This window comes from Loigolactobacillus backii (assembly GCF_001663675.1).
In the GTDB taxonomy this organism is placed as follows: Bacteria; Bacillota; Bacilli; order Lactobacillales; family Lactobacillaceae; genus Loigolactobacillus; species Loigolactobacillus backii.
This window is the reverse complement of sequence record NZ_CP014873.1, coordinates 2,656,544-2,672,521: the sequence shown is the minus strand read 5'-3', so window position 1 is coordinate 2,672,521 and position 15,978 is coordinate 2,656,544. Positions and strand designations below refer to the sequence as shown.

General features: G+C 41.7%; 12 protein-coding genes and 1 riboswitch. All 12 genes read left to right on the top strand.

The features are described from left to right. Nucleotides 1-57: 57 nt before the first annotated feature. The 12 genes from AYR53_RS12295 (at nt 58) to AYR53_RS12240 (ending at nt 15,918) form a co-directional block, all read left to right on the top strand. A complete protein-coding gene (locus AYR53_RS12295) occupies nt 58-1,020 on the top strand; it encodes an aromatic acid exporter family protein (protein ID WP_068225448.1) in 963 nt (320 codons plus the stop codon). A 17-nt stretch (nt 1,021-1,037) separates the two neighbouring features. Beyond that, on the top strand, nt 1,038-1,670 hold the full coding sequence (locus AYR53_RS12290; RefSeq protein WP_068225447.1) for a glycoside hydrolase family 73 protein: 633 nt from the start codon (nt 1,038-1,040) through the stop codon (nt 1,668-1,670). 64 nt (nt 1,671-1,734) lie between these two features. Beyond that, a riboswitch (purine riboswitch) is annotated at nt 1,735-1,833 on the top strand. A gap of 53 nt (nt 1,834-1,886) precedes the next feature. After that, nucleotides 1,887-2,483, top strand: coding sequence for a xanthine phosphoribosyltransferase (locus AYR53_RS12285; protein WP_068225446.1), 597 nt, complete (start codon nt 1,887-1,889; stop codon nt 2,481-2,483). 182 nt (nt 2,484-2,665) lie between these two features. Continuing rightward, nucleotides 2,666-3,790: a 5-(carboxyamino)imidazole ribonucleotide synthase gene (locus tag AYR53_RS12280; RefSeq protein ID WP_239691377.1), complete on the top strand. Its 1,125-nt coding sequence runs from the start codon at nt 2,666-2,668 to the stop codon at nt 3,788-3,790. A 164-nt stretch (nt 3,791-3,954) separates the two neighbouring features. Next, a complete protein-coding gene (purB, locus tag AYR53_RS12275) occupies nt 3,955-5,256 on the top strand; it encodes an adenylosuccinate lyase (RefSeq protein ID WP_068225444.1) in 1,302 nt (433 codons plus the stop codon). A gap of 460 nt (nt 5,257-5,716) precedes the next feature. Further along, nucleotides 5,717-7,981, top strand: a complete 2,265-nt coding sequence (gene pcrA / locus AYR53_RS12270; RefSeq protein WP_068225443.1) for a DNA helicase PcrA — start codon at nt 5,717-5,719, stop codon at nt 7,979-7,981. A 36-nt stretch (nt 7,982-8,017) separates the two neighbouring features. Continuing rightward, on the top strand, nt 8,018-10,048 hold the full coding sequence (gene ligA / locus AYR53_RS12265) for an NAD-dependent DNA ligase LigA (RefSeq protein WP_068280073.1): 2,031 nt from the start codon (nt 8,018-8,020) through the stop codon (nt 10,046-10,048). Nucleotides 10,049-10,287: 239 nt separating this feature from the next. Beyond that, nucleotides 10,288-11,430, top strand: coding sequence for a CamS family sex pheromone protein (locus tag AYR53_RS12260; protein ID WP_068280076.1), 1,143 nt, complete (start codon nt 10,288-10,290; stop codon nt 11,428-11,430). 109 nt (nt 11,431-11,539) lie between these two features. Further along, nucleotides 11,540-11,854 (top strand): Asp-tRNA(Asn)/Glu-tRNA(Gln) amidotransferase subunit GatC, encoded by a 315-nt coding sequence (gene gatC, locus AYR53_RS12255; RefSeq protein WP_068225440.1) that lies wholly within the window; start codon nt 11,540-11,542, stop codon nt 11,852-11,854. Next, nucleotides 11,851-13,314: an Asp-tRNA(Asn)/Glu-tRNA(Gln) amidotransferase subunit GatA gene (gatA, locus tag AYR53_RS12250; protein ID WP_068225439.1), complete on the top strand. Its 1,464-nt coding sequence runs from the start codon at nt 11,851-11,853 to the stop codon at nt 13,312-13,314. The genes gatC and gatA overlap by 4 nt, the downstream gene beginning before the upstream one ends. Beyond that, nucleotides 13,314-14,744: an Asp-tRNA(Asn)/Glu-tRNA(Gln) amidotransferase subunit GatB gene (gene gatB, locus AYR53_RS12245; RefSeq protein ID WP_068225438.1), complete on the top strand. Its 1,431-nt coding sequence runs from the start codon at nt 13,314-13,316 to the stop codon at nt 14,742-14,744. The genes gatA and gatB overlap by 1 nt, the downstream gene beginning before the upstream one ends. 199 nt (nt 14,745-14,943) lie before the next feature. After that, nucleotides 14,944-15,918: a diacylglycerol kinase gene (locus tag AYR53_RS12240; RefSeq protein WP_068225437.1), complete on the top strand. Its 975-nt coding sequence runs from the start codon at nt 14,944-14,946 to the stop codon at nt 15,916-15,918. Nucleotides 15,919-15,978: the final 60 nt, after the last annotated feature.

The following is a 15,978-nucleotide window of genomic DNA, read 5'->3' as shown; positions in this document are numbered from 1 at the left end:
TTTTTAGGTGCATCTAGCGGCCGACTTTGCTAAGCTATTATAGAAGGGGTGGCAAAGATGCAAATTGGATTACGAACTATAAAAACTGCCTTAGGGGCTGTCATTGCAATGGTTATTGCTTATGAGTTTCATTTATCCTATTGGGCGACGGCCGGAATTGTAACAATTTTAAGTGTTCAGAATACAACAAAATATTCATTTCGCTTAGCTGGTTCACGAATAGTTTCGGCCGCTTTGGCGTTTTTAATTGCAACTTTAAGTTTCCGATTTTTAGGATTTAATCCGTGGGCCTATGGTATCTTCCTACTGATTTTTATCCCTTTAGCTATGCGGTTACAGTTGCAAGAAGGTATTGTGGTCAGTGCCGTTTTGGTCACGCACTTTCTCTTGCAGCGAAGTTATAGTTGGCACTGGATTAGTAACGAATTAGCGTTATTGTTAATTGGGGTTGGTGTGGCCTTGGTATTTAATTTATTTATGCCATCATTACAATCACAAATTAAAGGCTTTCAGCGACTTACAGAAGATGATTTAACTAATATTTTAAAAAATATGCAGGCCCAATTTACTGGCGAAGAGACCTCCGCCGATAGTTGGACACGTCTGGGGCATTTATTGAATACAATTCGAACTGGCCGCGAGTGGTCGAACCGGCAGCAGGACAACCAACTTTTTATCGAAAATGATTTTTACCGGTCGTATTTTGAAATGCGGCGTAATCAATACGAGATGTTGCGGCAAATGCAAACTAACCTTGATTTGATCAATTTACCACTAGCTCAAAGTGAACACGTTGAGGTTTTGCTGGAGAAGGCTGCCGCTACAGTTGCTAAACCGAATGCGGCCAAGCACTTGGTAAAGACTGTTGTCAAGATCCAGAGTGATTTTGACGGGCAACCATTACCAACTACGCGGGAAGAATTTGAAAATCGAGCGCACCTATATTTATTTCTATTAGATTTTGAAACATTATTGACCTTAAAGGCTGATTTTTACGAAAAGGTAACTTGGGTTCGCTAAGAAAGTAATGGTGAATAGTGGCGAAAAAAAGACGTAATCGCAAAAAAATAGCAATTAAATTACCACAAATTATTATGGGCTGCTTTTGCGCACTACTTTTAGTGGTGGCGGGGGTACGTTTATTGGGTGAGCAAGCACGAGTAGATGTGGCCGACCAAAATGCGAATAACCAGGCCGAAGTGCAGCGGAACCGGCAAGCCTTTATTAAGAGATTGGCACCTGAGGCAAAGCGTCTACAGCAAACTTATCATGTATTGCCAAGCATTACTTTGGCCCAGGCAATTCTTGAGTCGGACTGGGGTACCAGCCAATTAGCGACTAATTACCATAATCTATTTGGTGTGAAAGGGACTGATCCCAATCAGACTAAAGTGATGTTAACTAAAGAATACCGTAACGGGCAGTGGGTAGAAATTCGCGGGCGTTTTCAAATTTACGCTAACGATCAAGCGTCACTAGCAGCCCACGCAGCGTTACTGGCTAACGGGACGAGCTGGAATACGAATCAATATCAACACGTCATTAGTGCCACTAATTATCGTACTGCGGCGGCAGCATTGAAGCAGGACGGTTATGCGACTGATCCGGACTACCCGGCCAAGCTAATTAATCTGATTAAAACGTACGATTTAGAGCAGTATGATCAGTAATTCACGGGGCTTTGCCGCAGTTGTTATTCATAAATAACTATGCTAAAGTAAAGCCAATCTAAAAAGCAATTTTTTCCGGCAAACTTATATAAATGTCTAATAATGGAGACAAGTTTCTACCCAGAACCGTAAATTCTGGACTATAAGTGAAGACGCTTCTTTACTTGTAGTGTAAAAAGGCGCTTTTTTTATCTAATTACAGAAGGGGTGTATTGAATGAAGTTACTTGAGGATCGGATTAAACGAGATGGAAAGGTGTTAGAGGGGAACGTTTTAAAGGTTGATAACTTTTTAAACCATCAAGTTGATCCTGATTTAATGTTTGAAATGGGTGAGGAATTCGCTCGCTTATTCCGTGGTGAAGGGATTACTAAGATTTTGACGGTGGAATCATCTGGGATTGCACCGGCTATTTTGACCGGCCTGCAGTTGCACGTCCCGGTGGTCTTTGCCCGTAAGCATAAGAGCCTCACACTGGTGAATGATATGTATACTTCAACGGTTTATTCTTACACTAAAAAAGTGAGTAACGAAATTGCAATTTCAAAGAAGTTTTTGGCGGATACAGATAAGGTCTTAATCATTGACGACTTTTTGGCCAATGGACAGGCAGTTGCGGGTTTAATTGACATCTGTGAACAGGCCGGCGCGGTAATTGATGGTGTTGGGATTGCGATTGAAAAAACGTTCCAACGTGGTCATGAATTAATTGCCGAAAAACAAATTCGGTTAGAATCATTGGCCAAGATTACGGCGTTTAAAGATGGTAAAGTTGTTTTTGAAAGTGATCAAGAAGCTAACAATGCAGACTAACAGCTTCGCCTGAACTTTTTAGCACTTTCTGGATTTATTGCAAAAATCTGATTACGAATGGTTCACGGCATACTCTAAAATTAAACGCTTATTCTTGCCAGCGAGTCGCAATGTTAGAAGAAGATGACGGTTTAAGCAAAAAAGAGGATAATGAGTAGTATAAGTAAAGAAAGGGATCGTGAATGAATGTGGAATCGACCATTTATCCTGGTAGTACGATTGGTATTATTGGCGGCGGCGCCAATAGTAAACTTTTGGCCTTAACTGCCAAAAAAATGGGCTTTCGGGTGGGCATCCTAACCGATAAAATGAATAGCCCGGCGGCAAGTGTCGCGGACTTCACTGAAGTTGGTGATATGAGCGATGTTACTAATTTACAAAAATTGGCTCAATTTTGTGAGGTACTAACTTACGAATACGAAAATACCGATACAACGGCTCTTGATTTGTTGCAAAACGTTTATTTGCCGCAAAAAACTGATATATTATCGATCATGCAGGATCGGCAACTAGAAAAGGTCTTTTTGGACGAACACAATATTAACATTGCGCCTTACGCTACGATTGTTGGGTTAGATGACGTTTATGCAGCCGTCGATTCAATTGGCTACCCTTGTGTTTTGAAGCCCGTTCAGCGGGGCATTGGCAGCCAATTTCAACGGGTGATCTACAATGAAGATGATATTGCTAAAAGTGCTGATTATCTTACGACCGGCACATATATTTTAGAGTCCTGGGTACCTTTTGAACGAGAACTTTCCGTTATGGTTGCTAAGGATGCACAACAAAATATTGTTACCCTACCGGTTTGTGAGAATGTTTATCATGGTCGGCATTTATTTGAGTCGATTACGCCAGCTCGAATTGACGCCGCAACAACCGTCGAGGTGGAACGGATTGCTAAAACGTTGGCTCAAAGTATTACTTACGTTGGCGTATTTGGGGTCGAATTTTTCTTAACGGCTTCCGGCACACTTTACGTTAAACGAATTGTCCCTTGTCCCCATACATCGGGTAACATTTTTAATGAGGCAACCCAAGTTTCTCAATACGAATTACATATCCGCGCAATTTGCAATTGGCCGTTGCCAGTGCCACAGTTGGTTAGCCCAGCGGTGAGCGTTACGATTCCAGAACGCCTGCTGAAGGCAACCTATACGCAAGTTATGATTAAACCAAATTGGCATTTTTATTATTACTTGGCTAATGGTAGTCAGGCAGAAAGTCGGGTTGGCCACGTCACCATTTTGACCCAAGATTTGAAGCAAACGCTGGAAGCTATTTATGACACTGAGATTTGGAATTAGGAAGTGTCTGAACTTTTTTAGAAGACATGACTCTAAGTACTTGAGAATTATGTTAATGCGATGAGCAATCTTTAAACACGTTAACTGAGACAATTAAATAATAGTTATGCTGCAGTATTATCGGGATTCTTTTGTTACTAGACAAATAAAAAGTGAGGTTAATTATGCTAGCGCGTTATACTCGCCCAGAAATGGGACAAATTTGGACCGATCAGAATAAGTATCAGGCTTGGCTTGAAGTTGAAATTTTAGCTGATGAGGCTTGGGCAAAACTCGGTGAAATTCCTGAAGAAGATGCCGTTAAGATTCGGCAAAATGCGACTTTTGATACGCAGCGTATTGCTGAAATTGAAAAGAAGACTAAGCATGATGTTGTTGCCTTTACGCGGGATGTCTCCGAGAGTTTAGGAACCGAAAAGAAGTGGATTCACTACGGCTTAACCTCGACGGACGTTGTGGATACAGCTTACGGTTACCTGATGAAACAAGCTAACAGAATTTTACGTGAGGATTTGGATCACATTATTGCAGTGTTGGCTAAGCAGGCCAAAACTTACAAGTACACCGTCATGATGGGTCGAACGCACGGTGTTCACGCCGAACCAACTACTTTTGGTTTACGAATGGCACAGTGGTACGCTGAAATGAAACGCAATCGTGAACGTTTCGAGCATGCTGCTGCTGGTGTTGAGGCTGGTAAAATTAGTGGTGCAGTTGGGACCTTTGCTAATATTCCGCCTGAAATTGAGGCTTACGTAACAAAACAGCTCGGTATTCGGGCGCAAGATATCTCAACGCAGGTTTTACCACGTGATTTACACGCCGAATACATTGCAACAATGGCCCTCATTGCCACTTCAGTTGAAAAATTTGCGACGGAGGTTCGGTCCCTTCAGCGAACTGAAATTCATGAAGTTGAAGAATTCTTCGCGGCGGGGCAAAAGGGTTCTTCTGCTATGCCACATAAACGTAATCCAATTGGTTCTGAGAACGTTACTGGATTAGCGCGTGTTATTCGTGGGCACATGATTACGGCCTATGAAGATGTTAGTTTGTGGCATGATCGTGATATTTCACATTCTTCAGCCGAACGAATTATTCTTCCCGATACAACAGAATTATTAGATTATATTTTACATCGTTTTAGTAAAATCATTGAAACGCTAACTGTTTTTCCAGAAAAAATGCGTTCAAATATGGATGTGACTTATGGTCTGATTTATAGTCAGCGGGTAATGCTGAAGCTGATTGATAACGGGATGAGTCGTGAGGCCGCTTATGATTTAGTTCAACCGAAGACTGCCCTCGCGTGGGATGAGAAGAAGGCCTTCCGACCATTACTTGAAGCTGATCCAAAAATCACTTCAATATTAAACGCCAAGGATTTAGATGATGCGTTTGATTATCACTGGCATTTGCGCAACGTTGATACAATTTTTGATCGCGTGGGCTTGGGAGAAGACTAGAGAGAGTTTGAAAAAGCGTTCAGATTCTGAGGATTACTAGCGATGTCGATCGGACTAAGATGAAACAAAGTCCGAATCGCAGCCTAGATTGACGAATAATTCACGTAGTGGATTATTTGGCGATCGTAGCTAACCGCAGGAATCTGCTTTTTCAGACACGTTTTCATCAGATTGGTCAGGAGAATGCCAATAAAGGTATTTTTTAAACCCGGTCTAAATTGACGAATAATTCATGCAATGAATTATTCGGTGTTAGTGTTAAGCAAAATAGAGTTAGGGCAAAATAAACATTTTGCCCTAACTCTATTTTTATTGTACTTAACTGGCGGATTTTAGTGGATTCTTTAGAGAAGTTTTAAGCGATATTTGCTATAATGAGTGAGATGAATTTGAGTGTTCAGTGCTTAATTTTCAGTGCACTAATATGTAGTAGATAAATAGAGGGGATTGAATAATTAGTATGTCCAAAATGAGTTTGTTGGAGAATATGAATGGCAAACAGCAAGAGGCAGTAGAATATACTGAAGGCCCACTCCTCATTATGGCGGGAGCTGGTTCTGGTAAAACGCGGGTTGTCACGCACCGAATTGCTTACTTAATTGAAGAGATGGCAGTTGCGCCGTGGCATATTTTGGCGATTACTTTTACCAATAAGGCGGCTCGCGAAATGCGCGAACGTGTGGCGGGTTTGTTAGATGAACGAGCAAAGTCAGTTTGGGTATCAACCTTTCACGCATTATGTGTCCGTATTTTACGTCGCGATATTGATAAATTAGGTGGTTACGCCCGATCATTTACCATCGCCGATCCTGGGGAACAATCGATTTTAATGCGCCGAATTTTAACGCAACAAAATATTGATCCAAAAAAATTCACACCACGTTCCGTTTTAAGTGCAATTTCTGGTGCCAAGAATGAATTACAAACGCCCAAAGCCTTTGCTGCCACTGCTAGCTCACCATTTGAAAAAATTGTGGCCCAGTGTTACGGACCATACCAAAATGAGTTAGAAGCCAACCAGGCGCTGGATTTTGATGATTTGATTATGTTAACGGTGGAGCTTTTTCAGAAGTCACCGGAGACCTTGGATTACTATCAGACTAAGTTTAAGTACGTCCACGTCGATGAATATCAGGATACTAACCAGGCACAATACACCTTGGTTAACTTGTTGGCAAAAAAATACCGTAACCTTTGTGTTGTCGGTGATGCCGACCAGAGTATCTACGGTTGGCGTGGCGCTAATATGGAAAATATTATGAACTTTAAGAAAGACTACGCTGACGCTAAAGTTGTTTTACTTGAACAAAATTATCGGTCAACTAAAACTATTTTGCAGGCAGCTAACGCAGTGATCAACAATAATACTTATCGGGAACCGAAGAAACTGTGGACTGAAAATTCAGATGGCGAGCCAATTTCCTATTATCGTGGCCAAAATGAGCAGGACGAGGCTCATTTCGTGGTTAGTAAGGTTCAAGAAGAAATGGAAGCCAAGCAATATCAGTACGGGGATTTTGCTGTTTTATACCGAACTAACGCCCAATCACGGACAATTGAAGAGAGTTTTGTTAAGACCAACATTCCGTATAAAATGATTGGCGGGCATAAGTTCTATGATCGTAAAGAAATTAAGGATATTTTGGCGTACTTGCGCGTTATTGTTAACGCCGAGGATTCAATTGATTTTGAACGGGTAGTTAATACGCCTAAACGTGGAATTGGTACCGGAACGTTAGATAAATTGCGGGGCTTCGCTGATTATAATCGCTGGTCCTTACTAGATGCGGCGAAAAACGTGGCTTTAGCGGATAACATTTCGGCCCGACCACGAAAAACGTTGAGTACGTTTGCGAAGATAATGATTGGCCTCCAAGAAAAAAAGGATGAATTAAGTGTTACGGAATTAACGAACGAAATGCTTGATCAGTCCGGTTACTTAGAAGCATTAAAAAAAGAAAAAACCTTAGAGGCTCAAGGCCGGGTCGAAAATATTCAAGAATTCTTATCCGTTACCAAAGAGTTTGATGACTCTTATCAACCGGAGGAAGATTCGGACAGTGACCGTTTTGTTGATTTTTTGACGGATCTGGCGTTGGTTTCTGATCAAGATGACGTTGAAGATGAGAGCAGTGAAGTTACTTTAATGACGTTGCACGCGGCCAAAGGGCTTGAATTTCCAGTTGTGTTTATGATGGGGATGGAAGAAGGCATTTTCCCACTTTCTCGGGCATTATTGGAAGATGATCAGTTAGAAGAAGAGCGTCGTTTGGCCTATGTTGGGATAACGCGGGCTAAAAAAAAGTTGTATTTAACCAACGCTTATTCCCGAATGTTATACGGGCGAACACAGAGTAATCCGGCCTCACGCTTCGTTGGTGAAATTAGCGATGATTTATTGAAGTTTGAAAATGGGACTGCGGGTAGCCAATTAACTGAAAGTAAGTTACCGTTCAGTAATATGCGTCGAAATAATAGTTATGCGCGGGCAACGGCGACGACTTATCAATCGAGGGCTACGGTCGCTAAAAATAGTGGTACTGGGGCTGATAGTGTCAGTTGGACGGCTGGTGATAAGGTAACTCACCGTAAATGGGGTGAAGGCACGGTCGTTAAAGTTAATGGCAGTGGTACTGATACCGAACTTGATATTGCGTTTAAATCACAGGGTATCAAGCGTCTGTTAGCTTCGTTTGCACCAATCGAGAAGGTTGTTACCCAGTAAGGGAGGTGACACGAATAGGTTTACTATTCGTGACTTATGGCGTTAATTAAACCAATTAGTCAGTATTCAGAACAAGAGGCAAGTGATGCAGCAGTTGAGCTGCGAACCACTTTAAACGATTGGAGTCGTGCGTATTATACGGCGGACAAACCAGTTGTTGAAGATCACGTTTATGATGAAAATTACCGTGATTTGCAAACGCTAGAAAATGAATTTCCATCCATTATTACGCCAGACTCACCAACGCAGCGGGTTGGCGGTCAGGTTTTACCCGGCTTTAATAAGGTTGCCCATGATAGCCCGATGCTTTCAATGGGGGATGTCTTTTCTAAAACCGAGTTAGCTGATTTTGATCGCCGACTTAGAAAGGCCTACCCAACAGATTTTGATTATAACGTTGAGTTAAAAATTGATGGTTTGGCCATTTCGTTGATTTACGAGGATGGTATTTTTGTTCGTGGCGCGACACGCGGTAATGGAACGATTGGCGAAGATATCACGCAGAATTTAAAAACAATTTCATCAATTCCGTTACGACTAACCAAGCCGGTTTCCATTGAGGTTCGCGGTGAATGTTACATGCCTAAAAAGGCCTTTGCGGATTTAAATGTCCGACGTGAAGCTAATGGTGAAGAAAATTTTGCTAACCCACGTAATGCGGCAGCTGGCAGTCTTCGCCAGTTGGACTCCCGGGTGGCCGCCAGTCGCCAGTTGTCCACCTGGCTGTACACCCTAACGACATTTGATGATCTGGAAGTGACAACGCAAGCAGAGGCATTGAAAACTTTGGCCGAGCTAGGTTTTAAAGTTAATTCCAATTACCATGTTTGCCACACGATGGATGAAGTTTCTCAATACATTGATCAGTACCAAAAACAACGTGATGAGCTTGATTACGGCATTGATGGAATTGTCTTAAAGGTAAATGATTTGGCCTTGCAACGCCAAATGGGAAATACAGTTAAGGTTCCGCGTTGGGAAATTGCTTATAAATTTCCACCAGAAGAGGCGCAAACCGTTATTCACCAAATTGAATGGACGGTTGGCCGAACGGGCGTTGTGACTCCGACCGCAGTTATGGACCCGGTTCAATTAGCGGGGACAACTGTCGCGCGAGCGACCCTGCATAATGGTGACTTAATTAAGGAAAAGGATATCCGTGAAGATGATACTGTTCTGATTCATAAGGCGGGTGACATTATTCCTGAAGTTTCGGAAGTTATCCTTAGCTTACGGCCAGAAATGAGCAAACCGTATCAGCTCCCAACGACTTGTCCTTCATGTGGTAAGCCGTTACAGCATTTGGATGAGGAAGTTGCCTTGCGCTGCATTAATCCAATGTGCCCTGCTCAAATTCAAGAACAATTAACCCATTTTGCGTCACGTAACGCCATGAATATTGATGGCTTAGGACCGCAAATTATTCAACAATTGTACACTAAAGGACTTGTTCATGACGTTGCCGACTTGTATCATTTAACTTATGAACAATTGATTGCTTTGGATAAGTTTCAGGATAAATCGGCCACTAATTTGTTAAATGCAATTGTTGCAAGCAAACAAAACTCACTTGAGCGTTTAATTAATGGCCTGGGAATTCGCCACGTTGGGGCCAAAATGGCGCGCCTATTGGCTGAGCATTTTGAAACGATGGCTAAATTACAACAAAGTGATCAAGAAGAATTAAGCGCCATTGACACATCCGGTACAATTATTGCCAACAGTGTTTACACTTATTTTCAGACAAAAGAGGCGCAGGAACTGATTAAACAATTGATTGCCGCAGGCGTCAACATGACTTATCTCGGACCAAAGAAGGTTGCGCAAGATACTGTGTTTAGTGGTAAGACAGTTGTCTTGACCGGAACACTTGAAAATTATAAGCGTTCGGCGTTAGCAACACAGCTTGAAGATCTGGGTGCTAAAGTTACCGGAAGTGTGTCCAAAAAAACTGATTTGGTAATTGCCGGGAGTGATCCTGGTAGCAAATATACCAAGGCGCAAAACCTGGGGATTACAATCTGGGATGAAGCAACTTTGGCTGAAAATTTAAAGGCCGCGCAATAATTTAAAAAAATAGTAGAATTTAGTGCGGAGAACCATGTTTCCAGGGCGCAAATTTTGCACTAGGAGAATGGCTATCATCCGAGAATAAGATTTTGCGGTCACGCAAAATAGACTTAAGAAATTGAGGAGGGCCATGTTTCGAGTACGCGGATTTCGCGTTAGGAGAATGGCTATCATCCGAGAATAAGATTTTGCGGTCACGCAAAATAGACTTAAGAAATTGAGGAGGAACATTTCTGGTGAAGCGAGCAAAAGCATTTTTAGTGTTATTTGGTAGTTTAATCTTTTTAGCTGGCTGCGGTAATTTGCAGTCTTCTGGGCTTGGTTCCGGTAGTGGGACCAAAAGTAAATCCTCAGTTCAAACAACTGGCCAGGTTTCGGACAGTGATTACCAAGGTGTTGTTCGAAATGGTAAGTATCTGACTAGTAAATCACGTGGTCTGTCTGAGGATCAAAATACAAATGGTTACAATTTGAAGAGCTTTGAGAGCGGCTTATTAACGGTCTCTAAAAAACAATTTCCAACTAATAAGTACGTGTTTCAAGAAGGTCAGTATTTGAACAAAACAACCGTCACAAATTGGTTGGCTCGTAAATCAAAAGATAATCCAGACGGACTGAACCCTGCTAGTAATGGACAAACTGATGCTAATAAACGGAACCCAATTTATTTGCAACAGTTAGAAGAACAGGACTATATGACACAGAGTGGAAGTAAATTATCACTTGGTGGTGTAACGATCGGTTTAGGTATGAATCAAATCGATTACTATACCAAAAAGCAGTACGGACCAACTTACCAAACAAAAATTTCCAACGCGCAGATGGTTGCCGAAGCAAAGAAGATGGCTAACGAAGTTGTTAAACGAATGCGGGCTAAAAGTGGCATGAGTAAAGTACCAATTACAATTGCGCTATACGAGCAAGCACCCAACGATAGCTTAGTTGGCGGGACTTTCTTTGCTAATGGGACTAGTAAAAATGGTAGTAAAACGATTAGTAGCTGGAATAGTATGAACCAGAAGAACTATACGCTACCGGCTGTAAGTGGTGCTAAGTCCGGTAATAGTAGTGACAGTGACGCTTTTGACAACTTTAAGACGCAAATCCAGAGTTTCTTCCCGAATTTGTCAGGTGTTACGGCACAAACCCACTATAATAATGGAACTTTGGCGGGAATGAACGTTTCTATCAATACTCAATTTTATAGTCAAACGGAAATTATGAGTTTTACCCAATTTATTGCTACTGAGGCAGAGCATTATCTACCTAGTAACGTACCAATTCAAGTGACGATTAGTTCATCCGAAGGAATTCAATCCTTTGTTGCTCGAGATTCTGGGCAAAAGAGTTTCTATACGCACGTGTTTGGTAGTTACTGAGGTGGCTAAAAACCATTTTTACGCGCGTTTGTTTGGTAGTCCTTATCGCAAACAAGCGACTTTATGGTAAAATAATGGCGTAACCAAAAATGAAAGTGAGGCAAGAGAATTGGCAATTAGTAAAGAACAAGTAACGCACGTTGCGGATTTAGCTCGATTATCCTTTACGGATGAAGAACTTGGCCAATTTACCGATCAATTAAGTCAGATCACGGATATGTTCAATGAATTACAAGAAGTTGATACAAAGGGTGTTGAACCAATGACACACGTGGTGGATCTCGTTAATGTATTACGGGAAGATGTTCCAGCTGCGGCTAACCCACAGGAACGGGAAGCCTTACTTAAAAACGCACCGGACGCTGAAGATGGCTATATCAAGGTGCCAGCAATTTTAGATAACGAGGGGGACGATGGCGAATGAACTATTTTACAAATGATCTAACCAAAATCCACGCACAACTCGTTAATAAAGAATTAACTAGTTATGATTTAACTAAACAAACGATTACGGCTTTAAAAGAAACCGATAAAAAAGTTGACGCCTTTTTAACGTTGAACGAAGAAAAAGCGTTGGAAATGGCTAAAGCGATTGATGAAAAGGGTATTGACCCAGCTAATCTTTTAGCTGGAATTCCCGTTGCGGTTAAAGATAATATTATGACGAAGGATTTACGGACGACTGCTGCCAGTAAAATTCTCGAAAATTTTGTGCCAGTCTATGACGCAACGGTGATGGAACACATCTACGCCCACGACATGGTTCCGATTGGTAAAACCAATATGGACGAATTTGCCATGGGTGGATCAACGGAAAATTCTGCTTTTAAGACAACCAAGAATCCGTGGAATTTAACCAAGGTACCTGGTGGTTCTTCTGGTGGTTCTGCAGCAGCAGTTTCTGCCGGAATTGTTCCAATTGCTTTTGGCTCTGATACTGGTGGCTCAATTCGGCAGCCAGCTTCATTTACTGGAATTGTTGGCATGAAGCCAACTTACGGTCGCGTTTCTCGTTGGGGCTTGATTGCCTTTGGTTCCAGTCTTGATGAAATCGGCCCAATGACACGTAGCGTTAAAGACAACGCGACTGTCCTAGCGGCAATTGCTGGTTTTGATGAACATGATGGGACGACAGTAAATAAGAAAGTACCAGATTTTACTGCGAATATTGCTAAGGGTGTTAAAGGGCTTAAGATTGGTTTGCCTAAAGAGTACCTTGGTGAAGGCGTTCAACCAGAAGTTAAGGCCGCAATTTTGGCCGCTGCAGATAAGTTCCGTGAGCTTGGTGCAACAGTTGAAGAAGTTTCGTTGCCACACAGTAAGTATGGTGTTGCAGCTTACTACATTATTTCTTCATCGGAGGCTTCATCTAACTTACAGCGCTTTGATGGTATTCGTTATGGTGTTCGGGCGACAGACGTTAAGAACTTAAACGATGTCTATGTTCGTTCGCGAACGGAAGGCTTTGGTCCAGAAGTTAAACGGCGAATTATGTTAGGAATGTATTCATTATCTGCCGGCTATTATGATGCTTACTTCAAGAAAGCCGCTCAAGTACGGACTTTGATGAAACAAGACTTTGCTAATGTTTTTGCTGATTATGATTTAATTATGGGACCTGTTGCGCCAACAACAGCTTACGGAATTGGTGAAGATGTTTCTGATCCATTGACAATGTACGCCGGGGATGTTTTGAGTGTGCCAGTCAACATGGCTGGGCTACCTGGTCTATCATTACCAGCAGGATTTGCGGCTGGTTTACCAATTGGGATGCAATTAATTGGTAAGGCCTTTGATGAGCAAACGATTTATCAAGCCGGCTATGCTTTTGAACAAGCAACTGATTTCCATAAAGAAACACCAACGTTGGGAGGTAACAACTAGTGAATTTTGAGACAACAATTGGACTTGAAGTCCACGTCGAATTAAAGACAAAGTCAAAAATGTTCAGTCCATCGGCTAATGAGTTCGGTGATACTCCTAACATGAACACTAACGTCATTGATTGGGGCTATCCTGGTGTTTTACCTAAGGTTAATAAAGGTGCCGTTGATTTCGGAATGCGCGCTGCTTTAGCATTAAACGCAACGATTGCCCAGGACAACCACTTTGACCGGAAAAACTATTTTTACCCTGATAATCCTAAGGCTTACCAAGTGACGCAGTTTGAGCAACCCATTGGTCATGATGGCTGGGTTGAAGTTCATTTGAGTAACGGTACAACGAAAAAAATCGGGATTGAAGAACTTCATTTAGAAGAAGATGCTGGTAAAAACACCCATACTGGTCAATATTCTTACGTTGATTTAAACCGGCAGGGAACACCGCTGATTGAAATTGTATCGAAACCTGATATGACAACACCAGAAGAGGCCTATGAATACATGGAAACCTTACGGCAAGTCATCCAGTTTACTGGTGTTTCTGACGTTAAGATGGAAGAAGGTTCTTTGCGAGTTGACGCCAATATTTCACTGCGACCAATTGGTCAAAAGGAATACGGTGTTAAAACTGAATTGAAGAACATTAATTCATTTACTTATTTGCGTAAAGGCTTAGAATACGAAGAAAAACGCCAAGCACAAATCTTGCTTTCTGGCGGGCAAATTCGTCAGGAAACACGGGGCTTTAACGAAAATACTGGTGAAACCGTGTTACAGCGAATTAAGGAAGGTTCCGATGATTACCGTTACTTCCCTGAACCAGATATTCCACCGTTGCAAATTAGCGACAAGTGGATTGATGAAGTGCGTGCTTCGATTCCAGAAATGCCTCACGAACGCCGGAAACGGTACATTAACGATTTTGGTTTAACCGAAAATGACGCACAAGTTTTGACTTCAACGTTAGAGATGGCCAATTTCTTTGAGGATACAGTTAAACAAGACGCTGATGCAAAATTAGTTTCTAACTGGTTACAGGGTGAAGTTAGTGCCTACATGAACGCCCAAAAATTAGATTTACAAGAGACTAAGCTAACGCCAGAAAACTTAGCAACGATGATTAACTTGATCACTGACGGAACAATTTCGTCAAGAATTGCTAAGAAAGTCTTCAAAGAAACGATTACTAATGGTACGGAACCGAAACAATGGGTTGAAGATAAGGGCATGGTACAATTATCTGATCCTGCCAAATTATTGCCAATGATTACCGAAGTTTTAGATAATAATAGTCAGTCGATTGATGACTTTAAAAATGGTAAGGATCGGGCCATTGGTTTCTTAGTGGGTCAAATTATGAAACAAACTCACGGTCAGGCTAATCCTAAAGTGGTTAACCAACTGTTAATTAGCGAATTAAAGAAACACTAGAAAGTCGTAAAAAAGGTGCTCAGCCTAGAGCTCGATCTGCAAGTAATATTGATCAAACTACGTGTAATCTCGTAGTTGAAATCAGGGCCAAGTGTAGTAGGCTACTTTTTTAGTACGTTTAAACTATTTGCATTGGCGAATACTAACGAAAATAGTTTCAGGCTATTCCTAAAGAAAAATAATGAAAAGAGGACTTAAGATGCAGCAGCGAGCACGAATTATTTATAACCCTTCCGCAGGGCATGAAAGTTTAAAACGTAGCATGATTGATATTTTAGGTATTTTTGAAGCGGACGGTTATGAGACAAGTGCTTACGCCACGACGCCAAAACCTAATTCTGCACGTGATGAAGCAACGCGAGCGGCCAAAGAAGGATTTGACTTAGTGGTTGCTGCTGGTGGTGATGGCACAATTAATGAAGTTGTCAATGGCATTGCTGGTTTAAAACGACGTCCTAAAATGGCGATTATTCCGGCCGGAACAACTAATGATTATGCCCGCGCTCTCAAAATTCCCCGTGAAGATCCGGTTGAAGCAGCAAAAGTAGTCTTAAAAAATCAAACCATAAAAATGGATATTGGTCAGGCGAATGATCAGTACTTCATGAATATTGCTGGTGGTGGCTTTTTAACTGAGCTAACTTATGATGTTCCGTCAGAAACTAAATCAATCTTTGGTTACCTGGCTTACTTAATTGAAGGTGCGAAAATGTTACCGCAAATTAAACCAGTGCCAATGCATTTGGAATACGATGGTGGCGTTTATGAGGGGAAGGCCTCCATGTTCTTGCTTGGTTTAACTAATTCAGTTGGTGGCTTTGAACAAGTTGCACCAGATGTGTCGCTAGATGATGGTCGTTTTTCTTTGATTATCGTTAAAACGGCGAATATGGTGGAATTAATTCATTTAATGGCGCTGGCACTAAACGGTGGCCGACACATCGATGATAAGCGAATTATTTATACAAAAACGCATAAATTAGTTGCTCGCTCTGAAAATAAAGAGCGGATGATGATTAATCTTGATGGTGAGTACGGCGGAGATGCACCAATGACTTTCATCAATTTACATCAACATATCGAAATGTTCGCAAACGTGGATGCCTTACCAGATAAAGCAGTTACTGGTGACCAAACATTAATCGAAGAGGTACCTACCGATACGACTAAATAGGAAAGTTAGTTGGCGCGATTCTAACACAGTGAGTGATTTGATTGCTGTGTTGGAATTAGG